Genomic DNA, 26,066 nt, shown 5'->3' with positions numbered 1-26,066 from the left:
TCCGGAAGCTTCAGCGCATATCGCTATGCGCGGTGATTGTCATCCCGCCGGCCCGGGCAGAAAGAACGTCGGAAGAAAAATCAGCCGTTGCCGGCAAGCAGCCGCTTGGCCGCCGCCCTCGCCTCTTCGGTCACCGAAGCCCCGGCCAGCATACGGGCGATCTCCTCCGTGCGGTCCTTCTGCGCCATCGTCGCGACGCGCGTGGCGATCTTTTCCGAACCGTCGGCCACCGGCCCCTTGGAGATTAAGAGATGCGTGGCGGCCCGTGCCGCGACCTGCGGCGCATGCGTAACCGACAGCACCTGCACCCGCTCAGAGAGCCGCTTCAGTCGCTGGCCGATCGCATCGGCCACCGCACCGCCGACGCCGGTATCGATTTCGTCGAAGACCAGCGTCGGGGCCGATCCGCGATCGGCGAGCGCCACCTTCAGCGCCAGCAGGAAACGCGAGAGTTCGCCGCCCGAAGCGACCTTCATGATCGAGCCCGGCCGCGTGCCGGGATTGGTCTGGACATGGAACTCGACGATGTCGATGCCTTCGGCCGCCGCCTCCCCCGCATCCGTGCTGATCTCGACCATGAAACGGGCCCGTTCGAGCTTCAGCGCCGGCAGCTCGGCCATGACAGCCGCAGCCAGTGCGGTGCCGGCATGATGGCGCTTGTCGGACAGCGAGCGCGCCGCTGCATCGTAATTTTCCCGCGCCAGGCCAACCTCGGCTTCGAGCCGAGCAAGCCGCTCCTCGCCCGCGTCGAGATCGGCAAGATCGGCAATCATCCGCACGGCAAGCGCCGGCAGTTCGGTGACGGGCACAGAATATTTGCGCGAGGCGGCCCTGAGCGCGAAAAGCCGCTCTTCCACCCGCTCCAGCTCTCTCGGATCGTATTCGGTCTTGCGGAGTGCCGCCTCGACTTCCATCTGCGCGTTGGAAAGCTGATCGAGCGCGGCATCGAGCAGCGTCACGGTGTCTTCGAGCAGTCCCGGCGCCTCATGGCTCTTACGCTCCAGCCGGCGCACCAGCGAGGCGATATGGGGCACCGGCGAGGCATTGCCGTTCAGGAATTCGGACGCCTCGGCGATATCGCCGGCGATTCGCTCGGCCTTCATCATCTTCTGCCGGCGATCGGCGAGCTCTTCCTCCTCGCCATCCTGCGGCGAGAGCTTCTCGAGTTCCTCGACCGACGAGCGCAGGTAGTCGGCTTCGCGCGCCGCGCTTTCCACCTTCTCCCGGTGGTTCTTCAGCGTCCGCTCGCTGTCGCGCCACAGCCGATAGAGCCTGGAGACCTCTGAAACCTCGTCGGTGAGGCCGGCGAAGGCATCGAGCAGGGTGCGGTGGGCATTGGTGTCGACAAGGGCGCGATCGTCGTGCTGTCCATGGATTTCGACCAGCATCTGCCCGGCCTGGCGCATCAGCTGCACGCTGACCGGCTGGTCGTTGACATAGGCTTTGGTGCGCCCGTCCGCCGATTGCTGGCGGCGGAAAATCAGGTCGCCCTCGTCGTCGATGCCATTTTCACGCAGGAGTATGCGGGCGCCGTGTTCCATGCCGACGTCGAACACCGCCGTCACCTGGCCCTTATCCTCGCCGTGGCGCACCAGGTCGCCGTCGCCGCGCCCACCGAGCGCCAACGACAGGCTGTCGAGCAGGATGGATTTGCCCGCCCCGGTCTCGCCCGTCAGCACGGAGAGGCCGGTCTCGAAGGCAAGATCCAGCCGCTCGATCAGGACGATATCGCGGATCGAAAGCTGGATCAGCATTGGCCTCAGGAACCGAGAAGAAGTTTCTTGCCCGCTGCTGCGATCCACGAGCCCTTGTTTTCACGCGGCTCGGCACCGCCGCTCTGCAGCAGCTTGTAGGAATCAGCATACCACTGGCTGTCGGGGTAATTGTGACCGAGAACGGCAGCGGCTGTCTGCGCCTCGTCGACGATGCCCATGGAATAATAAGCTTCGACGAGACGCGCTAAGGCCTCTTCGATCTGGTTCGTATTCGGATATTTCTCGACGACGATGCGGAAGCGCGAGATCGCGGCGAGATATTCCTTCCGCTCCATGTAGTAGCGGCCGATCTGCATTTCCTTGCCGGCGAGCTGGTCGCGCGCGAAGCGGATCTTGGCCTGTGCATCGTCGACATATTCGGAGTTCGGATAATTGTCGATGACGGCCTGCATCGCCTCGATCGTCTTGGCCGAGGCGCGCTGGTCCTGCGTCACGTCGACGATCTGCTTGGAATAGGTGAGACCGATGAGATACTGCACATAGGCAGCATCCTGGGACTTCGGATATTGCGACATGTAGCGGTTGCCCGAAGCAAGCGCGTCGTCCAAACGGCCTTGGCGGTATTTGACGAAGGTGCTCATCACAAGCGCTTTGCGCGCCCATTCGGAGAACGGGTTCTCGCGGTCGATCGCGTCGAACTTGCGCGCCGCTTCCGCCATGTTGCCGGCCTTCATATTGGCAAGACCCTGGGTGTAGAGCACGTCAGGCGGATCGGTTTCGAGACCGAGCTTGGTGATGTCGATGTCGGGATCCGACTGGCAACCGGAGATCGAGGCGCCTGCGCTGAGCACCAGAAGCGATGCGAACAAAGCGCGCGCTGTCTTCATCATACCTTCAGATCCTGCATAACCCATTCGAAAGAACCCCACTGCTGCCGCTCTCTCCACGGCAGCCACGCCTCGCTGGCGTTTCTAGCCACAAATGTGCATCAAGAGCAACGCAATGATAAGGCATTAACGCATTTTTGTGGCAGCAGCCGCAGAATGATCGGCTTTTCAACTTCTTCCCGACCTGTGGCGGCCAAGCATCGGTTTATTGCCGCAGATATGGCCGGACATAAAAAAACCGCCTCCGGGAAAGAGGCGGCCTGGTCTTGAGAATATGCTGGAGGTCATGCCGACCAGGGAGCGAATTCCGAAGCGCTGACTGCAATCAGTTCGCGGGCAGCGACACGCTGGCGCGGCGTCGACGTCTCCACAACCTCGTAGGCGGAAGGATCGGCGAGCAGCGCCTTCAGCGCATTGGCATTCATCTTGTGACCGCCGCGATAGGAACGGTAGCAACCGATGAACTGGACACCGGCAAGCGACAAATCGCCGACGGCATCGAGCGTCTTGTGGCGGACGAATTCATCCTTGGCGTAACGCAGCCCTTCGACGTTGATGACGGTGTTGTCGTCCGAGATGACGACGGAATTTTCAAGCGAGGAGCCGAGCGCATGGCCCGACGCCCAGAGGCGCTCGACATCGCGCATGAACCCGAAGGTGCGGGCGCGGGAAAGCTCGGCCTTGAAGACGGCGGCGGTCATGTCACCGGCCCACTTCTGCCGGCCGATCAGCGGGCAGTCGAAATCGATCTCAACTTCGAAGCGCGTACCGTCATAGGGGCGGAATTCGCTCCAGGAGCCGCCATGCTCGATCCGCACCGGCTTGGTGATACGGATATAGCGGCGCTTGACGCCGAGCGAAACGAGACCGACCTGCTCGATCGCCTCAACGAAGGGCAGCGAGCTGCCATCCATGATCGGCATTTCGGAGCCCTGCACTTCGATCACCACATTGTCGAGGCCGAGCGCATAGACGGCGGCCATGACATGCTCGATCGTCGCGACCGAATGGGCGGGAGAGAAGCCGAGCACGGTGCAGAGATCGGTATTGCCGACCTGCGAGGAGACGGCCTTCAGTTCGGTGATGTCGCCATTGTCATGCAGGCGCTGGAAAATGACGCCGGTGTCCGATTCGGCCGGGTTCAGGGTGATCGAGACGTTAGCGCCCGAATGCACCCCGATGCCCGAAAGCGTCACCGGACGCGATACCGTCGTTTGAAAACCCAGCAAGCCAATTGCCATAAATTCTGCCTTTATTCTTCCGTACCGGCGGTCTGTCCGATCGGCACGGTCATCGTTCATTCTGCACAAGGAGCCTGTCGAAAGGTCTCCTAGTGCAGTTTCCTTGCACCATACTTACGTGCGCCGGCGCTCCAATCCAAATCACTGTTTCTTTCGCTTTGTTACGAAGTCACGCAATTGAAATTGCTCGCGAATCACGGGCTGAAAAACAGCAATGCCCGGGACCTTGATCCCGGGCATGAACGGTGCCGAAGCACGCACTCAATTCGACTGGCGACGCAGGAATGCCGGGATTTCCAGCTGGTCGTCTTCCTGCATCATTCGGGCCTGCGGAACTGCCCGGCCCTGGTCGTCGAGATTGCCGCGACGCGGTGCGTAGAGGCTTGCCTCAGGCGACAGCGGACGGCGTTGCTGCGAAGCGGCCGGCGGTGCGGCGGTCATATCGGCGGCAACGGCGTCGTCGTCGCGGCGGCCAAGCGAATTGGTGATTCGCTTGAGCAGGCCCATCGGACCGCGCTCCTCCGCCGCATGCGCGGAAGCCGGCTGCGTGCGGTGGTCGAGTTCGGCCTGGACGACCGGCGGGAAATCCTCGACCTTCGGCATGCGCACCGGTTCGGGCGCCTGGCGGATGGTCGGCTCCTGCCGGACCGGCTGCTGCTGAACCGGCTGGCTTATGACAGGCTGGCTCATGACGGGCGCCGGAGCCTGCTGCTGCACCGGGGCCGGACGCATTGCCGGAGCTTCCGGTGCAGGCGCGAAGATCTTGCTCTGCGGACGGAAGGTTTCCTGCTGTACTACGGGCTGCTGCAGCGGTGCGGCAGCACGCGGGGCCGGAATTTCGAGCTCGCGTTCCATCTCGGCTTCGCGGATGGTCTGCGCGATCGGATCGATGGCCTTCGGTGCCTGCATCACGGGGACAGGCTGAACTGCGGCCGCTGCCGGAGCAACAGCCGCGGAGGGACGGATAGCGGGCCTTGCTGCCGGCTGGAGGTTCCGCTCGGCGGCTTCGTTCATCGCCCGGTCGATGCCGGTTGCGACGACCGAGACGCGGATGATGCCTTCGAGCGATTCGTCGAAGGTGGCGCCGAGGATGATGTTGGCGTCAGGATCGACTTCCTCGCGGATGCGGGTCGCGGCTTCGTCGACTTCGAAGAGGGTGAGGTCGCGACCGCCGGTGATGGAGATCAGCAACCCTTGAGCGCCCTTCATCGAGGTTTCGTCGAGCAGCGGGTTGGCGATCGCAGCCTCTGCTGCCTGCAGCGCGCGGCCGGAGCCGGAGGCTTCGCCGGTGCCCATCATTGCGCGGCCCATTTCGCGCATCACCGAGCGGACGTCGGCGAAGTCGAGGTTGATCAGGCCTTCCTTAACCATCAGGTCGGTGATGCAGGCAACGCCCGAATAGAGAACCTGGTCGGCCATGGCGAAGGCATCGGCGAAGGTCGTCTTGTCGTTGGCAATGCGGAAGAGGTTCTGGTTCGGAATGACGATCAGCGTGTCGACAGACTTCTGCAGTTCCTGGATGCCCATCTCGGCCAGACGCATGCGGCGCCCGCCTTCGAAATGGAACGGCTTGGTGACGACGCCGACCGTCAGGATGCCCTTGTTGCGGGCCGCCTGCGCGACAACGGGTGCAGCGCCCGTGCCGGTGCCGCCGCCCATGCCGGCGGTGACGAAGCACATATGCGTGCCGTTCAGGTGATCGACGATCTCGTCGATGCACTCCTCGGCGGCCGCGCGGCCGACTTCCGGCTGCGAGCCGGCACCGAGGCCTTCGGTGACATTGACGCCGAGCTGGATGATGCGCTCAGCCTTCGTCATCGTCAGCGCCTGCGCATCCGTGTTGGCGACGACGAAGTCGACGCCCTGGAGGCCGGCGGTGATCATGTTGTTGACGGCATTGCCGCCACCGCCGCCAACGCCGAACACGGTGATGCGCGGCTTCAGCTCTGTGATGTCAGGCTTTTGCAGCTTGATGGTCATGGTACCTGTTCCTTCTCTCTCTGGCCGCATCGCCACGCCGGCCAATTACTCAATTTCAGAAACTTTCCTTCAGCCACTGGCCCATGCGGGCTATGCGGCTGTTATTTCCCCCAAGCGACATGAGCAGACCGCTCTGTGACGCATGTGTCTCCATGTCCGCGACCTGCGGATAAATCATCAGGCCGACGGCCGTCGAAAAGGCCGGACCCTTGGCAGCCGTCGGCAGCCCCGAGACGCCCATCGGACGGCCGATGCGGACGTTGCGGGCAAGGATGCGCCGCGCCACGTCGGCAAGGCCGGTCAGCTGGCTCGCCCCGCCGGTCAGCACGACACGCTTGCCGACGATCGGGCTGAAGCCTGAGCGCTGGATACGGTCGCGGATCAGTTCCATCGTCTCCTCGATTCGGGCCGATACGATGCGCGAAACCAGGGCCCGCGGCACCTGCGACGGCTGGTCGCGATCGTCCTCGCCGATCGGCGGGATCGAGATCAGCTCGCGCTCGTCGGAGGAATTCGAAAGCGCCGAGGCATGCACGACCTTCAGCCGCTCCGCATCCTCGATGCGGGTCGAAAGGCCGCGCGCCAGGTCGGTGGTGACGTGATGGCCGCCGAGGCCGACGGCGTCCGTATGAACGAGCTTGCCCTCGGCAAAGACCGAGATCGTCGTCGTGCCGCCGCCCATGTCGATCGCCGCGCAGCCGAGTTCGACCTCGTCGTCGACGAGAGCCGCAAGACCCGATGCATAGGGCGTGGCGACGATACCCTCGACAGACAGATGCGCGCGATTGACGCTGAGTTCGAGGTTCTTCAGTGCCGATCGCTCCGCCGTCACCACATGCATGTCGACGCCGAGCGCATCGCCATACATCGCCAGCGGATCGCGGATGCCGCGCTCGCCGTCGAGCGAGAAGCCGGTCGCCAGCGAATGCAGCACCGAACGGTCCTGACGCAGCGACTGCTGGCAAGCGGCCGACAGCACCTTCTTCAGATCGTTGAGCTCGACTTCCTGGCCGCCCAAATCGATCGTCGCAGTGTAGATGTCGCTGCCGAGCCGGCCAGCCGTCAGGTTGACGATCAGGCTCTCGACGGTCAATCCTGCCATGCGCTCCGCCGCGTCGACCGCAAGGCGGATGACGCCTTCCAGCGCGTCGAGATCGGCGATGACGCCGGTCTTGATGCCGCGGGAACGCTGGTGGCCGATGCCGATGATTTCGATATTGTGCGTGCGGCCCGGCAGGATCTGGCTTTCCTCGCGCGGCGTCAGCCGGCCGATCATGCAGACGACCTTGGTCGAGCCGATGTCGAGCACCGAAACGACATGTGACCGCTTCGACGAAAGCGGCTTCAGGCGCGGCAATCCGAAATGGGATGAACCGAACAAGCTCATATATTCTGCCCCGCCTTCTTCAATTCTTTCGTACGCTCCGTCACTGCCGTCTGCCTGCGGACCGCCGCCTCCGGCGTCAGCTGGATGGCGGTTCTGTCGGACAGTCGGAGATCGACTGCGGCAATGTCCCGCTCCAGGAGTTGGTGCTCCTTGTCGAACTTCGAAAGCGTCGCCAGTGCCTGGTCGATGCCATCTTCCGGCAGCTTGACGACGACGCCATTGTCCATGTGCAGGTCCCAGCGACGGCCTGATATCCAGACATAGGCCTTCACGCGGGCCTTCACGTCGGACCACTTCGAGAAGGCGTCGTCGAGCGAAGCCGCCGCCGTTTCGGCATCGCGGCCGACGACGAGCGGCAGCGCCGAAAACTTGTTGTCGCGCAGCGGTGCAATGACGCTGCCGTTCTTCTCGATCAGGGAAAGCTCCTGCCCGTGCTGCCAGATCGCATAGGCCTGGCGCTCCTTGAGCTTCACCTCGATCGTTTTCGGATAGATCTTGCGGACCTCGACACTTTCGACCCAGGGAAGATGCGCGATCTTCCGGCGGGCGGCATCGACGTCGAGGGCTACCAGCGAGGTCGTGCCGTCAAGGCCGATCAGCTGCAGGATCTCGATTTCGGAGGTCTCCGAATTGCCGGAGACCTTGACGTCCTCGATCGCAAAACCCGCCGCCGTCGTCGTCGCCTGCGCGACAGCTTCGGTGTGGCCGCCAAGCGACATACCGTAAAACCCCGTCGCAGCCAGGAAGGCGAGCGCCGAGACCGTGCCCGTATGAACAGGAATATGGATACGGCCGCTGCAGAGGCTGATCAGGAAGCGCGTGACGCGGCGCAGTGGACGCGGCAGCACGAACCGCTCTTCGGCTTCCATGATCGGAAGCACGGCATGATGGCTGGGGCGCCCAATCCTCTTGACTGTCAACGCAAACAAGACGCGTCCTCCACCATCCACCGGAGAAACTGACCAAACGAATAACCGGCATGACCGGCCATTTCGGGCACGAGCGAGGTTGGGGTCATACCTGGCTGGGTATTGACCTCCAGCCAGATGATTTCGCCGTCTTCGGAGAAACGATCGTCGTAACGAAAGTCCGACCGACTGACGCCGCGACAACCGATTGCCTGATGCGCCCTTAGGGACAATGTTTGTATTTTTTGGTAAATATTCGGTGAAATTTTCGCGGGGATGACGTGTTTTGAACCGCCCGCCGCATACTTGGAGTCGTAATCATAAAAATTGTGTCCCTGCGGCACCACTTCCGTGACGCCGAGCGGCGTTTCGCCCATGACACCGCAGGTGAGCTCGCGACCGTAAACATAGCGCTCGACGATCACCTCCTCGCCGTAACGCCACTCGGGCGAGCTGACGATCTGTGGCGGATGCGCCTGATCTTCCGTGACGATGACAACGCCGAAGCTCGACCCCTCGCGGACGGGCTTCACCACATAAGGCGGCTTCATCGGATGCGTCGAGGGAAAAGCGAAACGGTTGACCACCTGCGATTCGGCGACCGGAATGCCGGCGGCGGCAGCGACACGCTTCGCCTTGGCCTTGTCCATCGCCAGCGCCGAGGCAAGCACGCCCGAATGCGTATAGGGGATTTCGAGATATTCGAGGATGCCTTGAATGGTACCGTCCTCGCCGAATGGGCCGTGAAGCGCATTGAAGACGACATCGGGCTTCAGCGCGGCAAGTTTCTCTGAAACGTCACGCGCCACGTCGATGCGCGTCACGTCGAAGCCTTCCGCCTCGAGGGCTTCTGCGCAAGCCTTTCCCGAGGAAAGGCTGACAGGCCTTTCCGAGGAAAATCCGCCCATCAGGACAGCGACATGCTTGCGACTCATCAACACCCCCAAAAATAACTTTCATTTTCGAAATCGACGCTTGCGCGAAGCTGTCTGCGCCGTTTCAGGCCTTTGTCCGACCTGGGTGCATTAGAGCATCATTATGGTTAATGAAGTGTTTACTTTCGTTAACTCCATATTGCCGCGCCCATGATTTTTTAACCTTCGCGTCTTCGGGAGTGTCGGAGCGAAGGTGCCCGCCGATCCGTGGAAACAGAAGAGCCCGCGCGGAAAAACCGCGCGGGCTCAATGGGATAGTTCGATGTCCTGTAGTCAGTCGGTGTCGTCGAGGAATTTCCAGACGAGCCCGCCAAGCGCCCCACCCGCAAGCGGCGCAATCCAGAACAGCCAGAGCTGCTGCAGCGCCCAGCCGCCGACGAAAAGCGCCTGGCCGGTGGAACGCGCCGGATTGACCGAGGTGTTCGTCACGGGGATAGAAACCAGATGGATCAGCGTCAGTCCGAGGCCGATCGCAAGCGGCGCGAAGCCGGCAGGCACCCGGCTGCTGGTCGATCCCAGGATGATGATCAGGAAGAACACGGTCAGCAGCACTTCGATCAGCAGCGCCGAAAGCAGTGAATAACCGCCCGGGGAATGATCGCCATATCCGTTGGCGGCAAAGCCGCCGAGTTCGAAACCCGCCTTGCCGCTGGCGATGAGATAAAGCAGCGCCGCGGCGGCGATGGCGCCGACAACCTGCGCGACGACATAGGGAACGAGGCGCGCCGCGGGAAACCGTCCGGCAACCGTAAGGCCAAGCGAGACGGCGGGATTGAAATGACCGCCCGAAATGCCGCCCACGGCATAGGCCATGGTGAGCACGGTCAGACCGAACGCAAAGGCCACGCCGACAAAACCGATCCCAAGCTCGGGATAGGCCGCGGCCAGCACGGCGCTGCCGCATCCGCCGAAGACCAGCCAGAACGTGCCGAGAAACTCGGCAACTAGACTCTTTTGCATGCGCGCCTCCTTAACCTCAACCAAGAGTTTAAGTGAATCCGTTACAATTCGATTCCGGTCAAGCGCGCGGACATTGCCGCGGCAAGCTTCACGCAAGGATCGAGAAGCGGGTGGAGATGCGGTACCTGCGGCGCAAGGAGACGTTTTCTCAGGCCTGAAATTGCGTTAAGACCCGCCGGCCTCCCAAGGCGATTCATAAAAATACTGATTGGATTGAAAATGACAGACGCGATCTCCGCATCGCCGACTCCTGCCTCGAACAGCGCACAAGTCAATTCCCCGGCTCGCGTCCTCATCGCCAGCCTTGTCGGCACCACCATCGAATTCTTTGACTTCTACGTCTATGCGACGGCAGCCGTCCTCGTCTTCCCGCATCTCTTCTTCCCGGCAAGCGATTCGAACGCCGCAACGCTGCAGTCGCTCGTCACTTTCTCGATCGCCTTCTTCGCCCGCCCCATCGGCGCCGTGGTGTTCGGTCATTTCGGCGATCGCATCGGCCGTAAGGCGACGCTCGTCGCCGCGCTGATGACGATGGGGCTTTCGACCGTCTTGATCGGCATGCTGCCAGGCTATGATGCGATCGGCATCGCCGCGCCGCTATTGCTGGCGCTTTGCCGCTTCGGTCAGGGCCTCGGCCTCGGCGGCGAATGGGGCGGCGCCGTCCTGCTTGCCACCGAAAATGCTCCTCCCGGCAAGCGCAGCTGGTACGCCATGTTCCCGCAGCTCGGCGCGCCGATCGGCTTCATCCTTTCCTCCGGCTTCTTCCTCATCCTGGCGGAAACGATGAGCAACGAGGATTTCCTCGACTATGGATGGCGCATTCCCTTCATCGCCAGCCTCGCCCTCGTCGCCGTCGGCCTCTATGTCCGCCTGAAGATTGCCGAGACGCCGGAATTCCGCAAAGTCGTCGAAAAGCACGAGCGCGTCGCCGTGCCGATCGAGGTGGTCTTCCGCGGTCATCTGCGCAGCCTGATCCTCGGCACCTTCATTGCCGTCGCGACCTTCGTGCTGTTCTACCTCATGACAGTCTTCACGCTCTCCTGGGGCACGACACCCTTGGAAAAGGGTGGGCTCGGTTATACGAGAGAACAGTTTCTGGTCGTCCAGCTTGTCGGCGTCGTCTTCTTCGGCCTGACGATCCCGCTCTCCGGCTGGCTCTCCGATCTCTATTCGCGCCGTACCATCCTGACGCTGACGACGATTGCCATCGCGATCTTCGGCTTCTTCTACGCCACGCTGTTGACCAGCGGTCTCACAGGCGCCTTCCTATGCTCGATCATCGGCCTCGCCTTGATGGGCTTCACCTACGGTCCGATCGGCGCTGCCCTTGCCGCGCCCTTCCCGACCATGGTGCGCTACACCGGCGCCTCGATGACCTTCAATCTGGGTGGCATCTTCGGCGCCTCCCTCGCTCCTTATATCGCCACCTGGCTCGCCACCCATTACAGCCTCGACTATGTCGGCTACTACCTCGCCGCCTCGGCGGTGATTTCGCTGGTCTGCATCCGGCTGTCGGGCCGCGAGGAAGTCTGAACCTCGAGTAGCAAGTCAACAACAAGCCGCGACGGCCACCGTCGCGGCTTTTTTATTGATGCCGTGAGCACTTCCGGTTAACCGGAACACTCACGGAAAACGGGGAACAGATCATGCGATGCCTCATTACCGGCGCAGCCGGCTTTGTCGGTGGGCCTCTCGTCGAAAGACTGCACGGAGAGCGGATATGCGAGCTTGTGGTGACGACGCGATCTGCAACCGCCAGCTTCCCGACATCTGTGCGGCATTTCCCCATTGAGATAACAAGCGAAACCGATTGGGCGGCAGTTCTCGAGGGTGTTGATGTCATCGTCCATCTCGCCGCTCGTGTTCACATCATGAACGACCGCGCAGCCGATCCGCTTGCGGAATTTCGTCGGATCAACACCGCCGCCACCTTGAACCTCGCCGAGCAGGCCGCCCGCGCGGGCGTAAAAAGGTTCGTCTTCATCAGCAGCATCAAGGTCAATGGTGAGGAGAACGATCGGCCCTTCCGGCACGACGATACGCCAATGCCGATCGATCCCTATGGCATCTCGAAGCTGGAAACTGAAATCGGGTTGCGTGAAATCGCCGCCCGAACAGGCATGGAGGTCGTCGTCGTTCGCCCGCCGCTCGTCTATGGACCCGGTGCGAGGGGCAATTTTGCCCTGCTCGTCGGACTTGTCCGGAAGAGGATACCGCTCCCCTTCGCGTCGCTGAAGAACCGCCGAACACTGGTCGCGCTTCCAAATCTCGTCGATCTGATCATCACCGGGATGAAGCATCCCGGCGCAGCCGGCGAGACCTTTCTCGCAGGCGATGGAGAAGATCTTTCGACTCCAGGGCTTATTGAAGGGATTGCCGCGGGGCTGGGTGTCAAACCGATGCTGCTCCCCTTTCCCCCCGCCTTGTTGCAGATGGGCGCGAGAGTCACCGGAAAGGACGCCGTCTACCAACGTCTTTGTGGCTCCCTCCAGGTCGACATATCCCGTGCCCGCGACGTGCTTGGCTGGTCGCCCCTGGTCACGCCGCGCGAAGGCCTGAAGCTTGCGGTGAAGTAACCGTTACTCGCTCGTCACACCCTGAAACGGGTGCACCTCACGGCCGGGCATGAAGACGCCGAGACGTTTGATTTCCCATTCGAGCTTGATGCCGTCTTTTTCGAAGACCTCGCGGCGCACCTGTTCGCCGAGATATTCGAGGTCGTAGCCGGTCGCCTGCCCCATGTTGATCATGAAATTGCAGTGCAGCGACGACATCTGCGCTCCGCCGATGACGAGGCCGCGGCAGCCTGCCTCGTCGATCAGTTTCCAGGCCGAATGGCCGGCGGGGTTCTTGAAGGTCGACCCGCCGGTCTTTTCACGCACCGGCTGCACCGTCTCGCGATGATTGCGCACGGCGTCCATCTCGGCGCGGATCTGCGCGCGCTCTTCCGGATAGCCCTCGAACAGCACGGAGGTGAAGATCAGATCTGTCGATGCGGTCGAACGCCGGTAGGAATAGCCCATCTCGGCATTGGAAAGCACATGCTTGTCGCCCTTGCGGTCGACCGCATGGACTTCGATCAGCCGCTCGCGCGTCTCCACGCCATTGGCCCCGGCATTCATGCGCGCCGCGCCACCGATGCCACCGGGAATGCCGTAGAAGAAATGGAAGCCGCCGATGCCGTTGTCCATCGCCATCGCCGCCACATGTTTGTCAGGGCAGATGGCGCCGGCCAGGATGCGGTTTTCGCCGGCAAGTTCGACGAAGCCGAACCCCTTGGCCGACAGGCGCAGCACGACGCCGGGAATGCCGCCATCGCGCACCAGAATGTTGGAGCCGACGCCGACCACCGTCAGCGGCACCTCTTCCGGCAATATCTTCAGGAAGGCGATGAGATCGTCGATGTCATGCGGCTGGAACATCAGCTCGGCCAGGCCGCCGGCCCTGAACCAGGTGACGCGGTCCATCGGGGCATCCGGCGTGATACGGCCGCGGATATCCTTTACACCCTCTCCGAGAGACGCGAGAAGCTTTTCCCCATTCACCTGTTTCATACGGACTTTCCCGATAGGCCTTCCAGTTGCTTGGGCAGCGCCGCTGCCCAGGATGTGATGCTCCCAGCCCCCAACAGAACCACGAAATCGCCAGGCTTTGCAACCTCCGCGACCATCTGCGGCAAAAGCTCCGCCGAGGTGAGAAAGCGGGCGTCGCGATGGCCGCCGGATTTTATGCGCGAAACCAGCGACACGGAATCGATACCCTCGATCGGATCCTCCCCCGCTGCATAGACAGGTGCCAGGAAGATGCTGTCGGCATCGTTGAAGCAGGCGGCGAATTCCTCGAACAGGCTCGCAAGACGACTATAGCGGTGCGGCTGGTGGACCGCGATGATGCGCCCCTTGCAGGATTCGCGGGCAGCGCGCAGCACAGCCTTGATCTCGACGGGATGGTGACCGTAATCGTCGAAGATCTGCACCCCGTTCCATTCGCCGGTCAGCGTGAAGCGCCGCTTGACGCCGCCGAAGGAAGCAAGCCCCTTGGCGATATCGGCGCTCGATATGCCGAGCCGGTTGGCAACGGCAATCGCCGCCGTCGCGTTGGAGATATTATGCCGTCCGGGCATCGGCATGACCAGCCCCTTGAGCTCGATCACCTGGCCGGTGCGGCGGCGGCGGATTTCGACGTCGAAGATCGAGCGCGTGCCGTCGATGCGGACATTCTTGAAGCGCACGTCGGCCTGCGGGTTCTCGCCATAGGTGATGATCTTGCGGTCCTCGATGCGGCCGACCAGCGACTGCACCTCGGGATGGTCGAGGCACATGACGCCGAAGCCGTAAAACGGCACGTTCTCGACGAACTGCCGGAAGGCGGCGCGCACGGCGTCGAAATTGCCGTAATGGTCGAGATGTTCCGGGTCGATATTGGTGATGACGGCGACATCGGCCGGAAGCTTGAGGAAGGTGCCGTCGGATTCGTCGGCCTCGACCACCATCCACTCGCCCTCGCCCATGCGGGCGTTGGTGCCGTAGGCATTGATGATGCCGCCATTGATGACGGTCGGGTCAAGCCCGCCGGCTTCGAGCAGTGTGGCGACCAGCGAGGTGGTCGTCGTCTTGCCATGCGTGCCGCCGATGGCGATCGCATTGCGGAAGCGCATCAACTCGGCCAGCATTTCAGCACGGCGCACCACCGGCAGCAGCTTTTCGCGCGCGGCGACGAGCTCCGGATTGCTCTTCTTGATCGCCGTCGAGACGACCACGACTTCGGCCTCACCCAGGTTTTCGGCTCGGTGACCGACGAACACCTCGATGCCCTTGTCGCGCAGGCGCTGGACATTGGCACTGTCGGCCTGGTCCGATCCCTGCACTTTGTGGCCGAGATTGTGCAGCACCTCGGCAATACCGCTCATGCCGATGCCGCCAATGCCGATGAAATGGACGAGACCGATCGTCTTCGGCAGTTTCATGCGCGTGTCCTCTTGAATTCCGCAATTGTCCGTCCGGCGGCAATAGCCTCAACCATGTCGGCAAGCAAGTTTGCGGCGTCGGGTTTCCCAGCGAGTTTCGCTGCCGCCGCCATGTGCGAAAGCTTTTCCGGATCGTTCATGACAGCCGTCAGGATCGCCGCAATCTTCTCCGGCGAAAGCTCTGACTGGGCGATCACCTTCGCCCCGCCGGTCGCAGCGAGTGCCGCGGCATTCGCCGCCTGGTCGTGATCGAGGGCGTGCGGGTAAGGCACGAGCACGGCAGGCCGCCCGATGACGGAGATTTCCGAAACCGTCGAGGCGCCCGAACGGCAGATGACAAGATGCGCCCTCGCCAGCCTCTCGGCCATGTCGGTAAAGAAGGGTGCGATATCGGCCCCCATCTCCAGCTTGGCGACGCAGCCGCTGACCATCTCCATGTCCTCGGGACGCACCTGCTGGGTGATGCGCAGGCGCACGCGAAGCGCGTCGTCGAGCAGGCTGATCGCCGTCGGCAGCGCCTTGGAAAAATATTGCGCGCCCTGGCTGCCACCGAAGACGACGAGGTTGAAGGCCTCACCCGGATGCGACGGCGTGTAAGGCACCTCGGCCGCGGCAATGATCGCCGGGCGGACGGGATTACCCGTCATCACCGTCTTGTCTGGAAAGGCGGCACCGCCCTCCGGCAAGAAACCGCCGGCGATGGCCTGCACACGGGTTGCTAAGGCCTTGTTGGCGCGGCCCATCACGGCGTTCTGCTCGTGGATCATCGAGGGCACGCCGAGCCGGGTAGCGGCAAGCAGCGGCGGCACGGTGGGATAACCGCCGAAACCGACGACGATGACCGGCTGCAGCCGCTGGATCAGTTTCTTTGCGGCCCGCATGCCGCTCCAGAGCGTCCACAGCGAGCGGGCCACAGCAACCGGGTTCTTCGAGCCGATCGTCGCCGACGGCACGACATGGATCTCCTCGGCCGGGAATTTGCCGGCATAACGCTCGGCTCGGCTGTCCGTGACGAGATGCACCGAATAGCCGCGCTCCTTCAGCTTGAAGGCCAGCGCCTCCGCCGGGAACACATGGCCGCCGGTTCCCCCGGCGGCAAGCAGCACGATGCCTTTGCTCATAGTCTTCTACTCCGCCGGCATGCCGTGCGGGACGCGGAAGAGGCTCCGGTCCTGCGCGCGTTTTTCCGGTCGATGCCGCGTCAGCGCCAGAATGAAGCCGGCGGTGACGCAGATCGCCACCATGGACGAGCCGCCATAGGAAATCAGCGGCAGCGTCATGCCCTTCGCCGGCAGCAGTTCGAGATTGACGCCGATATTGATGATCGACTGGATGCCCATCTGCAGCACGAGGCCGGCGACGGCGAAGCGGTTGAAGTCGTTCCGCTCGCGATAGGCATGCGAGAGGCCGCGCAGCACCAGCACGGTAAACAGCGCAACGAGCGCCATGCAGAAGACGATCCCGAATTCTTCGGCAGCGACCGAGAAGATGAAGTCAGTATGCGCATCCGGGATGATGCGCTTGACGATACCCTCACCCGGTCCCTGGCCGAACCAGCTGCCGCGGATGATCGCCTCGCGCGCGGTGTCGATCTGGAAAGTATCACCCTCGCCGGTCATGAACTTGTCTATTCGGCCGGCGACGTGCGGGAAGACGTAATAGGCGCTGAGCAGGCCACCGGCACCGCCGATGCCGAGCAGCATGATCCAGATCCATGGCATGCCGGCCATGAAGAACATCCCGCCCCAGACGGCCGTGGTCAGGATGGTCTGGCCGAGGTCCGGCTGCGCGATAAGAAGTGCCGCAACGATGCCGAACAGGATGATCGCAAAGAGATTGCCGGGGATCTCCGGCTGGCGCGCATGTTCGGCAAACAGCCAGGCGCAGACCACGACGAAGGCGGGCTTCATGAATTCCGACGGCTGGATGGAAAGGCCGGCGATCCAGATCCAGCGCCTGCCACCCTTGACCTCCTGCCCGACGAAGAGCACCAGCACCATCATGGCGACGGAGATGATCAGGATCAGGATAGCGGTTCGCCGCACCTGGCGCGGCGTCAGGAACGAGAGCCCGAGCATGACGCCGATCGAGGGGATCATGAAGGCCGCATGGCGCTTGACGAAGTGGAAGGGTTCGAGCCCGATGCGCTCGGCGACCGCAGGAGATGCCGCAAACGACAGCATGAAGCCGATGCCCATCAGGAAGATGAACATCGCCAGGAAGAAGCGGTCGATGGTCCAGAACCAATCGGCCAGAGGCCCACGTTCCGCGCGGCTTACCATGTCATTTCTCTCCTGTTGCCGGACCGCCGATCAGCATCGCAATCCCATCAAGCGCTGCCACGTGGCCGACGAAGGCATCGCCCCTGACTTCGAAATTCTTATACTGGTCGAAGCTTGCGCAAGCCGGGGATAACATCACGGCCGAAGCACTGCTTTCGTCGCGATCGGCATCGGCTGCCGCATGCGCGACCGCGCGCTCCAGCGTACCCGAAATCTCGTAAGGCACGGCCTCGCCGAGCGTCGCTGCGAATTCCGCGGCCGCCTCGCCGATCAGATAGGCCTTGGCGATGCGCGGAAAATAGGGAGCGAGCGTCGTGATGCCGCCAGCCTTCGGCAGGCCGCCGGCGATCCAATAGATGCGATCATAACTCGAAAGAGCGGGTGCTGCGGCATCGGCATTAGTCGCCTTGGAATCGTTGATGAAAACGACGCGGCCACGCTGTCCGACCGGCTGCATGCGGTGCTTGAGTCCGGGGAACGAGGCAAGGCCGGCGCGGATGTCGTCGGCGGAAACCCCGACAGCGAGGCAGGCGGCGACGGCGGCGGCGGCGTTCTGCGCATTATGGCTGCCGCGCAGCGTCTGGATACCGTCGAGATCGGCGAAAGGCAGCATAGCGCCGCCGGCGGCCTGGATGAGTTTGGTGCCCTCGGCATAAATGCCGTCCGCCACCACGTTGCGGCGCGAAATGCGCACCACCTTGACACCCGCCCGCTGGACGCGGTCAGCGATCAAGGCGGAATGGCTGTCGTCGACGCCGACAATCGCGACATCGCTGCCGGCAACCAGCCGCTCCTTGATATCGGCATAATGCTGCATCGTGCCGTGACGGTCGAGATGATCGGGCGTCAGGTTGAGCAGGATTCCGGCCGACGGGTCCAGCGTCGGCGCCAGATCGATCTGGTAGGAGGAGCATTCGACGACGTAAAAGCGCTCGGCCCTCGGCGGATCGAGGGTCAGCACCGCCGTGCCGATATTGCCGCCAAGCTGCGTGTCGTAGCCTGATGACCTCAGGATATGGGCGACCAGCGCCGTCGTGGTCGACTTGCCGTTGGTGCCTGTTATGGCGATGAAGGGGCAGTCCGGCGCATGAGCGCGGCGCTCGCGCACGAAGAGCTCGACGTCGCCGACGATATCGACGCCCGCCGCACGCGCAAGATCGACCGTCCAGTGCGGCTTCGGATGGGTGAGCGGCACGCCGGGTGACAGCACGAACAGCGTCTGCTGGCTCCAGTCGATGTTGTGCAGGTCTTCCGTTCTGATGCCTTCGGCCGCGGCCTTGGCGACGCTGTCGGGATTGTCGTCCCAGGCGGTCACCTCGGCACCGCCTGATATCAGCGCCCGGGCAGTGGCAAAGCCGGAGCCGCCGAGCCCGAAGAGCGCGACCTTCCTGTCCTTGAGCGTCGTGACCGGGATCATCGCCGCCTCACCGGAGCTTCAGCGTCGAGAGACCGAGCATGGCAAGGCCGACGGCGACGATCCAGAAGCGGATCACCACCTGACTCTCGGTCCAGCCCTTCTTCTCGAAGTGATGATGGATCGGCGCCATCAGGAAGACGCGCCGGCCGGTCATCTTGAAGAAGCCGACCTGGATGATGACCGAGAGCGTCTCGATGACGAAGAGGCCGCCGATGATTGCCATGACGATCTCATGCTTGGTGGCGACGGCGACGGTGCCGATCGTGCCGCCGAGTGCCAGCGACCCGGTGTCGCCCATGAAGATGGCGGCCGGCGGAGCATTGAACCAGAGAAAGCCGAGGCCGGCGCCGATGACGGCGCCGAGCACGACGGCGAGCTCGCCGGTGCCGGGCACGAAATTGATCTGCAGGTAGTTCGCAAACACCACGTTGCCGGCGAGATAGGCGATGACGCCGAAGGAGGCGGCTGCAATCATCACAGGCACGATGGCAAGTCCGTCGAGACCGTCCGTCAGATTGACGGCATTGCCGGCCCCGACGATGACGAAGCCGCCGAAGACGACGAACATGATGCCGATATTGATCATGAAGTCCTTGAAGAAGGGAAAGGCAATCGAGGAGCCGAAGGTCGAGCCGGCAATCCCCGAGGCAAGGGCGGTGCGCATCATGAAATAGACGGCGATGCCGGCGATGACGAATTCGATGCCGAGACGCGCCTTGCCGGAAAAGCCCATGTGGCTCTGCTTCGTGACCTTAAGATAATCGTCGTAGAAGCCGATCGCGCCGAAGCCCAGCGTCACCAGCAGCGTGGCGACGACATAGACGTTGGAAAGATCGGCCCAGAGCAGCGATGCGCCGACGATGCCGGCGAGGATCATCAGCCCGCCCATGGTCGGCGTGCCGGCTTTCTTGAAGTGCGTCTGCGGCCCATCGGCGCGGATCGGCTGGCCCTTGCCCTGCCGGACGCGCAGCGAATTGATGATCGTCGGCCCGAACAGGAAGACGATCAGTGCTGAGGTGAAGAGAGCAGCCCCCGTGCGGAAGGTAATATATCTGAACAGGTTCAGAAATTTGAAATATTCCGACAGTTCGACAAGCCAGATCAGCATTCAGGGCCCCTTGTTTACCCGATCAAAATTCGCTTTGCGTGTCGGCAAATGCCGGGAACTTGTCAAGGAGCGCGGCGACGATCTTGCCGAAACCGATGCCCAGAGACGATTTCACCATCAACACGTCGCCTGGCGCGACCGAGTTCAATACATAATCCGTCAATTCGTCCGTGTTCTCGCGATATTCGACATGCACGCTTTCCGGCAACGATTCCTTCAGCGCAGCCATCTCGGCTCCAGCCATCCAGACATGCTCGATGCCGGCCGCAAGCAGGGGCACGGCAAGGTCGGTATGGACCTTCTGCGCATACTCGCCCATCTCCAGCATGTCGCCGAGCACGGCGATACGGCGTCCGCGGCCGGTCGGCTCGGAGGCCGCCAACAGCGCGATCGCCGCGCGCATCGAGGCTGGATTCGCATTGTAGCTCTCGTCGATCAGCGTGAAGCTGCCGCCGCCGATTAAAAGCCGGTGGCGCTTGCCCCTGCCCTTTTCCGGCCTCAGCGTCGCAAGCGCTTCGATCGCCTTCTGCATATCGGCGCCGACGATCCTGACGACCCCGAGTGCTGCGAGCGCATTCTCGGCGATATGGCGGCCCGGCGCGCCGAGCGCGACTTCCAGCGTCTCGCCACCAATCGTCAGCCACAGCGTCGAATTCTCGTCGGAGCCATTGAATTCTGCGAGCCGGAATTCGGCCTTGGCATGCTGGCCGAAGGAATGGATATGCTCGATGCCGAGCGATTGCGCCGTGCGGTCGAGGAAATTGAACTGGTCGTTGTCGCGATTGAGCACGACATGGCCGCCGGATTCGAGCCCCTCGAAGATCTCAGCCTTGGCGGAGGCGATTTCCTTGATGTTCTTGAAGTTGCCGAGATGGGCCGGCGCGATCGTGGTGATGATGGCGACATCGGGACGGATCATCCCCACCAGCGGCCGGATCTCGCCGGGGTGGTTCATTCCGACTTCGAAAACGCCATAATCCGTATCCTCAGGCATGCGCGCCAGCGTCAGCGGCACGCCCCAATGATTGTTGAAGGAGGCGACGGAGGCGTGCACCTTGCCGGAGGGCGACAGCACATGCCGCAGCATTTCCTTGGTGGTCGTCTTTCCCACAGATCCGGTCACCGCGATGATCCGGGCCCGCGAGCGCTCGCGCGAGGCAAGGCCGAGCCGGCCAAGTGCCGCGAGCACGTCTTCCACGACGATCATCGGCACCGTCAGGCGGCCCATGGCGGGAAGCCTCGCCTCGCTGACGACGAGAAGGGAAGCGCCGTTCGCCGTCGCCATCGATGCGTAGTCGTGACCGTCGACACGGTCGCCCTTGATCGCGAAGAAGGCTTCGCCTGGAGTAATCGAGCGGCTGTCGATGGAAATGCCGGTGATGCCTTCGGGCAGCGTGCCGAAAGGGCGCCCCGCCATCGCTGCGATCATGTCTTCCGTCGTCCAGAGCCAGCTCAAGATTTCAACTCCTCCAAGGCCTTGCGCACCTCCGCATGATCGGAGAACGGCAGGGTGACGCCGCCGATCGTCTGCCCTTCCTCATGCCCCTTGCCGGCGACGATCAGCGTATCGCCGGATCTCAGCATGCCAACAGCCTCGCGGATCGCCGTGGCGCGATCGGCGATTTCCGCGGCGCAGCTTGCTGCTGCCATGATCTCCGCCCGGATCGAGGCCGGCTCCTCAGAACGCGGATTATCGTCGGTGACTATAACGACGTCGGCAAGTCGGCAGGCGATTTCGCCCATGATCGGCCGTTTGCCGCGGTCACGGTCGCCGCCGCAGCCGAAAACGACAATGACGCGGCCGGTGGTGAAGGGTCTGACCGAGCCCAGCACGTTTTCCAGCGCATCCGGCTTGTGGGCGTAGTCGACATAGGCGAGCGCGCCGTCTTTTGTATGGCCGACGAGTTCGAGACGGCCGGACGCGCCGACGAGTTTCTCGAGCGCGGCCATCGCAACCTTCGCCTCAACGCCGGTCGACATGGCAAGCCCCGCTGCGACCAGCGCATTGGCCACCTGAAAATCGCCGGCCAGCGGAATGTCCACCTCGAAGATCTCGCCGCCGATATGGATTTCGGCCATCTGCTTGTGGCGGAAGTGCTCGACGCGTTTTAACGAGAGGTAATCGCCCTTTCGCCCGACGGTACGAATGTCGTGACCGGCATCGGTCGCGGACTTGATCGCCTGCGACGACCACGGATCGTCGGCGAAGATCACTGCCGGCGACCCCTTCGGCAACAGCGTATCGAAAAGCCGCATCTTGGCGGCCATATAGGCCTCGATCGTGGGATGATAATCCATGTGGTCTCGGCCGAGATTGGTGAAGGCGGCGGCAGCAAGCTTCACGCCGTCGAGCCGGCACTGGTCGAGGCCGTGGCTGGACGCTTCCATCGCGGCATGCGTCACGCCTTCTCCGGCGAGTTCCGCCAGCAGCGCGTGCAGAGACACCGGATCGGGCGTCGTCAGCGAGCCATATTCGTTGCGCGTCGGCGAAACGACGCCCGTCGTGCCGATCATCGCAGCCGCGTGGCCCGCATGCGCCCAGATCTGCCGGGTGAAAGAAGCGACGGAGGTTTTGCCCGCCGTGCCGGTGACGGCGACCATGGTATCGGGCTGCTTGCCGTGGAAACGCGCGGCGGCGATGGAAAGGAAGCGGCGCGGCTCCTTGACCGCAAGCACGGGGATCGAAGCATCGACGGCTTGGGAGGCGATCGCGACGGCAGCGCCACGGCCGGCGGCATCCGCGATGAAGCCTGCGCCGTCCGCCTTGGTGCCGGCGACTGCGACGAAGGCATTGCCAGGCGCCACCTTGCGGCTATCCGAAGACAGGCCTGAGATATCAAGCAAGCCTGCCGGGCCTTCGAGCTGTGCTTCAAGTTCCGGAAACTGATCTCCGGCCAGGTCTCGCAATTTCATCGAACGCACTTTTCTCTCTTGAAGCCGGTTCACCCCTCGCGAATCGGCGTCGATATTCATTCACACTCAATAAGACACCAGCAAGGCCGATCCGCCCTCCCCGAATTTCGGCTCGATGCCGAGAATGGGGGCCGCGCGGCTGATGATCTCACGAGCGATCGGGCCGGCGGTGCCGGCGGAGATCGTTCCGCCATATTGCTTCTCACCGGTCTTCGGCTCGTCGCAGAAGGTGATCACGGCATATTTGGGATCATTGATCGGGAATGCGGCAATGAAGGAATTGAAGTTCAGCGTCGCCGAATAACGCCCGTTCACCACCTTGTCGGCCGTACCGGTCTTGCTGCCGACGGCAAAGCCCGGCACGCGGGCAACACGCCCGGATCCCTTGTAGCCGTTGAAATCAAGGAGATAGCGGATGTTGTCGCTGGTCGACTTCTTGATCACCTGCGTAGCGATCTGATCGGCCTGTTCGCGCGTGCGCGGCAGGAATGTCGGCTCGATCAGCTTGCCGCCATTGACGAGGGCGGCGGCGGCCACCCCTGTCTGCAGCGCCGTCGTCGAGACGCCATGGCCGAAGGAAATCGTGATCGAATTGATCTTCTTCCAAACGCGCGGCTGGCTCGGCATCTTCACTTCGGGCAGTTCCGTCTGCATCTTCGTCAAGAGGCCGAACTTGGTCAGATAGTCCTTCTGCGCATCGATGCCGACGATGTCGATGACGCGCGCCGTACCGATATTCGAAGAATATTGGAAAATCTCGGGAACAGTCAGCCAGCGGCGCTGCCCGTGAAAATCGTGGATGGTGAAGCCGCCGATATAGATCGATTTGCTGGCATCGAAACTGTCGGTCATCTTCACCTTGCCGCTATCGAGCGCCATGGCCAGCGAAAAGGTCTTGAAGGTCGAGCCCATTTCGAAGGTGCCGTTGGTCATCCGGTTGAGCCAACCGTCCTTGGCGCCTTCCTGCGGATCGTTCGGATCGAAATCCGGCGCCGATGCCATCGCCAGCACTTCTCCCGTATGCACGTCGATGACCGCGGCACCGGCGCCCTTGGACTGGAAGTTGTTAACGGCGTTGACGACCGCGTCCCGCACGATGTTCTGCACGCGCAGGTCGATCGATAGCCGCACCGGCTCGAGCGGCTGGTCGCTGGTCATGCCGACCGAGGCGAGATCGGCAAGCCCTTGGTCGTCGATAAATTTCTCCATGCCGGCGACACCGCGGTTGTCGATGTTGACGTAACCGAGGATGTGCGCGGCGGTCGAGCCGCCCGGATAGAAGCGGCGCTTCTCCGGCCGGAAGCCGATGCCGGGAATGCCGAGCGCCAGGATCTGGCTCTGCTGCTTCGGCGTCAGCTGCCGGCGCAGCCAGGCGAAATGCGAGGTCTTGACCGAGAGCTTCTTATAAGTGTCCCTGACGTCGAGCTCGGGCAGCACCGTTGCAAGCTTCTCCACTGCCTCGTCGGCGTCGACGATCTTGTTCGGCTCGGCAAACAGCGAGACGGTGCGGATGTCGGTCGCCAGTACCTCGCCGTTGCGGTCGAGAATGTCCGGGCGCGAGGCCATCAGCCGGTCGGGCGGGAGAATGCTGGAGACGACCTCCTGATCCTTCATCGCATATTCGACGAGACGGCCGCCGATGACGGCGTAGACGCCCATGAAGCCAAGGATCAGCAGGCCGACGCGGCTTTTCGCCTGCCCGGATTTCTTCTTGCGCGATCCCTCGATCGCCAGGCCGGCGGGGGAAGGACCGCCGAACCGGTTATAGACGCCGGCGGAGAAATGCGCCTGGCTCTTCAAAACCATGATGCGGGAAAGAAACGACATTATTCCTCCACCGATCCGGTTTCGATCTGGTCTGCATCTTCTGCCTCGCCGCGTGGCGCTGACATCGGAATGGGCTGCGCCTTGGCGTTGGCTTGCGCGCCCTTGGCGGTGTCCGGTGCGCCTTTGGCGCTGGCCACGGTCGCGCTCTTGGCGCTGGCCACGGTCGTGCCTTTGGCGCTGGCCTTGGCCTCCGTCACGTCAGGCACGGGAACCTCGGATTTCAGCATCGGCAATTCCTTGGCATGCACGAGCGCCGTCGATTCCGTCGGCTGCAGCTTCAATTCGTCATTATAGGACTTGACCAGCCGCTCCAGCCGGTTCGGCTGCGATTGCAGCGCCCAGTCGGCCTTGAGAAGGTCGATCGTGTCCTTCTCAAGCTTGATCTCGGCTTCGAGGCGATGAACCTCCTCGAGCTTCAATTCGGCGCGGTGCTTGATCGTGTAGGTCACGGCGGCGGTGGCCGTCATGACGCCGATAAGCATGAGATCGAAGGTTTTCAGCATATCAACCACCAAGCTTTCCGAGACTGGCAAGATTGGGAAACCCAAAGAGCGACATATCCGCGGCTTCGGCGGCGGCGTCCGTCCTCAGGCCAGCGCGCAGCTTGGCGGAGCGGGCGCGCGGATTGATCTCGGCCTCCGCCTCGCTTGCCGAAACCATCGCCTTGCCGATAGCCGCAAAAGTTGCCGCTCGCTCATGCGCGACCGGCAGATGCCGTGAACCCGACGCCTTGCCGGCGCGGTCGGAGAAGAATTTCTTGACGATGCGGTCTTCCAGCGAATGAAAGGTGACGACGACGAGCCGCCCGCCGGGCTTCAGCGCCGTTTCCGCCGCAAACAGCGCCTGCGCCAGTTCGCCGAGCTCGTCATTGACGAAGATGCGCAATGCCTGGAAGACGCGCGTTGCCGGATGGATCTTGTCCTTCATCTTGCGCGGCGTAACGAGCTCGATGAGACCGGCGAGATCGCGCGTCGTCTCAAATGGCTTTTCGGCGCGACGCTTCTCGATCGCATGCGCGATGCGCGGCGCCTGGCTTTCTTCGCCGAGAAAATGGAAGATGCGGATGAGATCGGCGACCTTGGCGCGGTTGACGACATCGGCGGCCGAAACACCTTCGGCGGACATGCGCATGTCGAGCGGTCCGTTCTTCTGGAAGGAGAAGCCGCGCTCGGCCTCGTCGATCTGCATGGAGGAGACGCCGATATCGAGCACGACACCATCGAGCCCGCCCTGCGGCGCATGATCGGCGAGATGCGAGAATTGCGAATGAACAAGCTTGAGACGACCACCATGGGCGGCGACCATCGCCTGCCCCGATGCAATCGCCGTCGGATCGCGGTCGAGCGCAATCACCTCGGCGCCGGCCGCAAGGATGGCCGAGCTGTAACCGCCCGCACCGAATGTACCATCGAGGATGAGCTTGCCGGGCGCGGGCGCCAGCGCCGCAAGCACTTCTTCGAGTAGAACAGGAATGTGACGAACCGGTCCGCCACCGGCATCAGTTGAACCTCCGCCAGGATTCGCCACCATTCCGTTCCCT

At 62.7% G+C, this 26,066-nt stretch carries 21 protein-coding genes; 2 read left to right on the top strand and 19 right to left on the bottom strand.

All coding sequences use genetic code 11. The annotated features are described in order from the left end of the window. Positions 1–80: 80 nt before the first annotated feature. The 8 genes from recN to aqpZ all read right to left on the bottom strand — a co-directional run bounded on the left by recN (position 81) and on the right by aqpZ (position 10,037). Positions 81–1,754, bottom strand: coding sequence for a DNA repair protein RecN (gene recN / locus AC1D2N_RS02900; RefSeq protein WP_130729261.1), 1,674 nt, complete (start codon positions 1,752–1,754; stop codon positions 81–83). A 5-nt stretch (positions 1,755–1,759) separates the two neighbouring features. Continuing rightward, the gene (locus tag AC1D2N_RS02895; protein WP_018242851.1) at positions 1,760–2,629 is read right to left on the bottom strand and encodes an outer membrane protein assembly factor BamD; all 870 of its coding nucleotides are present in this window, start codon (positions 2,627–2,629) and stop codon (positions 1,760–1,762) included. Positions 2,630–2,886: 257 nt separating this feature from the next. Further along, positions 2,887–3,843, bottom strand: a complete 957-nt coding sequence (gene lpxC / locus AC1D2N_RS02890; RefSeq protein ID WP_018446543.1) for a UDP-3-O-acyl-N-acetylglucosamine deacetylase — start codon at positions 3,841–3,843, stop codon at positions 2,887–2,889. 261 nt (positions 3,844–4,104) lie between these two features. Continuing rightward, positions 4,105–5,823: a cell division protein FtsZ gene (gene ftsZ / locus AC1D2N_RS02885; RefSeq protein ID WP_028732836.1), complete on the bottom strand. Its 1,719-nt coding sequence runs from the start codon at positions 5,821–5,823 to the stop codon at positions 4,105–4,107. A 55-nt stretch (positions 5,824–5,878) separates the two neighbouring features. Further along, positions 5,879–7,210, bottom strand: a complete 1,332-nt coding sequence (gene ftsA / locus AC1D2N_RS02880) for a cell division protein FtsA (protein ID WP_003561012.1) — start codon at positions 7,208–7,210, stop codon at positions 5,879–5,881. Next, positions 7,207–8,139, bottom strand: coding sequence for a cell division protein FtsQ/DivIB (locus AC1D2N_RS02875; protein ID WP_477980686.1), 933 nt, complete (start codon positions 8,137–8,139; stop codon positions 7,207–7,209). The genes ftsA and AC1D2N_RS02875 overlap by 4 nt, the downstream gene beginning before the upstream one ends. Continuing rightward, the gene (locus tag AC1D2N_RS02870; RefSeq protein WP_018242855.1) at positions 8,127–9,053 is read right to left on the bottom strand and encodes a D-alanine--D-alanine ligase; all 927 of its coding nucleotides are present in this window, start codon (positions 9,051–9,053) and stop codon (positions 8,127–8,129) included. The genes AC1D2N_RS02875 and AC1D2N_RS02870 overlap by 13 nt, the downstream gene beginning before the upstream one ends. A gap of 273 nt (positions 9,054–9,326) precedes the next feature. Further along, positions 9,327–10,037 (bottom strand): aquaporin Z, encoded by a 711-nt coding sequence (gene aqpZ / locus AC1D2N_RS02865; protein ID WP_281034333.1) that lies wholly within the window; start codon positions 10,035–10,037, stop codon positions 9,327–9,329. A 195-nt stretch (positions 10,038–10,232) separates the two neighbouring features. Here aqpZ and AC1D2N_RS02860 point away from each other — a divergent pair, with 195 nt between their 5' ends. Both AC1D2N_RS02860 and AC1D2N_RS02855 read left to right on the top strand, forming a co-directional pair. Then, positions 10,233–11,546: an MFS transporter gene (locus AC1D2N_RS02860; RefSeq protein WP_130729263.1), complete on the top strand. Its 1,314-nt coding sequence runs from the start codon at positions 10,233–10,235 to the stop codon at positions 11,544–11,546. 113 nt (positions 11,547–11,659) lie between these two features. Beyond that, positions 11,660–12,589, top strand: a complete 930-nt coding sequence (locus tag AC1D2N_RS02855; RefSeq protein WP_113542717.1) for a UDP-glucose 4-epimerase family protein — start codon at positions 11,660–11,662, stop codon at positions 12,587–12,589. 3 nt (positions 12,590–12,592) lie between these two features. Here AC1D2N_RS02855 and murB read toward each other — a convergent pair whose 3' ends face one another. From murB to rsmH, 11 genes are read right to left on the bottom strand one after another with little or no spacing between them, the layout of a single operon-like run. After that, a complete protein-coding gene (murB, locus tag AC1D2N_RS02850; protein WP_130729264.1) occupies positions 12,593–13,567 on the bottom strand; it encodes a UDP-N-acetylmuramate dehydrogenase in 975 nt (324 codons plus the stop codon). Next, positions 13,564–14,979 (bottom strand): UDP-N-acetylmuramate--L-alanine ligase, encoded by a 1,416-nt coding sequence (gene murC, locus AC1D2N_RS02845; RefSeq protein ID WP_018242860.1) that lies wholly within the window; start codon positions 14,977–14,979, stop codon positions 13,564–13,566. Before murC ends, murB begins: the two co-directional genes overlap by 4 nt. Then, entirely contained in the window at positions 14,976–16,100 is a 1,125-nt protein-coding gene (gene murG, locus AC1D2N_RS02840) for an undecaprenyldiphospho-muramoylpentapeptide beta-N-acetylglucosaminyltransferase (RefSeq protein WP_018242861.1), read from the bottom strand. Before murG ends, murC begins: the two co-directional genes overlap by 4 nt. Before the next feature lie 6 nt (positions 16,101–16,106). Continuing rightward, on the bottom strand, positions 16,107–17,261 hold the full coding sequence (gene ftsW / locus AC1D2N_RS02835) for a putative lipid II flippase FtsW (RefSeq protein ID WP_018242862.1): 1,155 nt from the start codon (positions 17,259–17,261) through the stop codon (positions 16,107–16,109). Between the two features lies 1 nt (position 17,262). Beyond that, a complete protein-coding gene (murD, locus tag AC1D2N_RS02830) occupies positions 17,263–18,678 on the bottom strand; it encodes a UDP-N-acetylmuramoyl-L-alanine--D-glutamate ligase (RefSeq protein WP_130729265.1) in 1,416 nt (471 codons plus the stop codon). A 7-nt stretch (positions 18,679–18,685) separates the two neighbouring features. Beyond that, on the bottom strand, positions 18,686–19,786 hold the full coding sequence (mraY, locus tag AC1D2N_RS02825; protein WP_130729266.1) for a phospho-N-acetylmuramoyl-pentapeptide-transferase: 1,101 nt from the start codon (positions 19,784–19,786) through the stop codon (positions 18,686–18,688). Positions 19,787–19,808: 22 nt separating this feature from the next. Further along, positions 19,809–21,242, bottom strand: a complete 1,434-nt coding sequence (locus AC1D2N_RS02820; protein WP_130729267.1) for a UDP-N-acetylmuramoylalanyl-D-glutamyl-2,6-diaminopimelate--D-alanyl-D-alanine ligase — start codon at positions 21,240–21,242, stop codon at positions 19,809–19,811. Further along, entirely contained in the window at positions 21,239–22,759 is a 1,521-nt protein-coding gene (locus AC1D2N_RS02815) for a UDP-N-acetylmuramoyl-L-alanyl-D-glutamate--2,6-diaminopimelate ligase (protein ID WP_130729268.1), read from the bottom strand. Before AC1D2N_RS02815 ends, AC1D2N_RS02820 begins: the two co-directional genes overlap by 4 nt. A gap of 6 nt (positions 22,760–22,765) precedes the next feature. Next, complete coding sequence (locus AC1D2N_RS02810; RefSeq protein ID WP_018242866.1) at positions 22,766–24,526, bottom strand: peptidoglycan D,D-transpeptidase FtsI family protein; 1,761 nt, start codon at positions 24,524–24,526, stop codon at positions 22,766–22,768. Beyond that, positions 24,526–25,029, bottom strand: coding sequence for a cell division protein FtsL (ftsL, locus tag AC1D2N_RS02805; protein WP_130729489.1), 504 nt, complete (start codon positions 25,027–25,029; stop codon positions 24,526–24,528). Before ftsL ends, AC1D2N_RS02810 begins: the two co-directional genes overlap by 1 nt. A gap of 1 nt (position 25,030) precedes the next feature. Continuing rightward, entirely contained in the window at positions 25,031–26,056 is a 1,026-nt protein-coding gene (gene rsmH, locus AC1D2N_RS02800; protein ID WP_018242868.1) for a 16S rRNA (cytosine(1402)-N(4))-methyltransferase RsmH, read from the bottom strand. Positions 26,057–26,066 lie beyond the last annotated feature (10 nt).

The sequence above is a fragment of the Rhizobium sp. P1_B8 genome, from assembly GCF_056406515.1.
The sequence above is the reverse complement of the archived record's forward strand: the minus strand, read 5'-3'. Positions and strand labels throughout refer to the sequence as shown.

Coding starts and splice junctions, on each gene's coding strand:
- AC1D2N_RS02895 (WP_018242851.1), bottom strand. CDS start 2,629: ATGGGTTATGCAGGATCTGAAGGTATGATGAAGACAGCGCGCGCTTTG.
- AC1D2N_RS02870 (WP_018242855.1), bottom strand. CDS start 9,053: ATGAGTCGCAAGCATGTCGCTGTCCTGATGGGCGGATTTTCCTCGGAA.
- murD (WP_130729265.1), bottom strand. CDS start 18,678: ATGATCCCGGTCACGACGCTCAAGGACAGGAAGGTCGCGCTCTTCGGG.
- murG (WP_018242861.1), bottom strand. CDS start 16,100: ATGAGCAAAGGCATCGTGCTGCTTGCCGCCGGGGGAACCGGCGGCCAT.
- AC1D2N_RS02815 (WP_130729268.1), bottom strand. CDS start 22,759: ATGAATATCGACGCCGATTCGCGAGGGGTGAACCGGCTTCAAGAGAGA.
- mraY (WP_130729266.1), bottom strand. CDS start 19,786: ATGCTGATCTGGCTTGTCGAACTGTCGGAATATTTCAAATTTCTGAAC.
- ftsL (WP_130729489.1), bottom strand. CDS start 25,029: ATGCTGAAAACCTTCGATCTCATGCTTATCGGCGTCATGACGGCCACC.
- AC1D2N_RS02810 (WP_018242866.1), bottom strand. CDS start 24,526: ATGTCGTTTCTTTCCCGCATCATGGTTTTGAAGAGCCAGGCGCATTTC.
- ftsA (WP_003561012.1), bottom strand. CDS start 7,210: ATGAGCTTGTTCGGTTCATCCCATTTCGGATTGCCGCGCCTGAAGCCG.
- lpxC (WP_018446543.1), bottom strand. CDS start 3,843: ATGGCAATTGGCTTGCTGGGTTTTCAAACGACGGTATCGCGTCCGGTG.
- AC1D2N_RS02855 (WP_113542717.1), top strand. CDS start 11,660: ATGCGATGCCTCATTACCGGCGCAGCCGGCTTTGTCGGTGGGCCTCTC.
- ftsZ (WP_028732836.1), bottom strand. CDS start 5,823: ATGACCATCAAGCTGCAAAAGCCTGACATCACAGAGCTGAAGCCGCGC.
- rsmH (WP_018242868.1), bottom strand. CDS start 26,056: ATGGTGGCGAATCCTGGCGGAGGTTCAACTGATGCCGGTGGCGGACCG.
- murC (WP_018242860.1), bottom strand. CDS start 14,979: ATGAAACTGCCGAAGACGATCGGTCTCGTCCATTTCATCGGCATTGGC.
- recN (WP_130729261.1), bottom strand. CDS start 1,754: ATGCTGATCCAGCTTTCGATCCGCGATATCGTCCTGATCGAGCGGCTG.
- ftsW (WP_018242862.1), bottom strand. CDS start 17,261: ATGGTAAGCCGCGCGGAACGTGGGCCTCTGGCCGATTGGTTCTGGACC.
- murB (WP_130729264.1), bottom strand. CDS start 13,567: ATGAAACAGGTGAATGGGGAAAAGCTTCTCGCGTCTCTCGGAGAGGGT.
- AC1D2N_RS02860 (WP_130729263.1), top strand. CDS start 10,233: ATGACAGACGCGATCTCCGCATCGCCGACTCCTGCCTCGAACAGCGCA.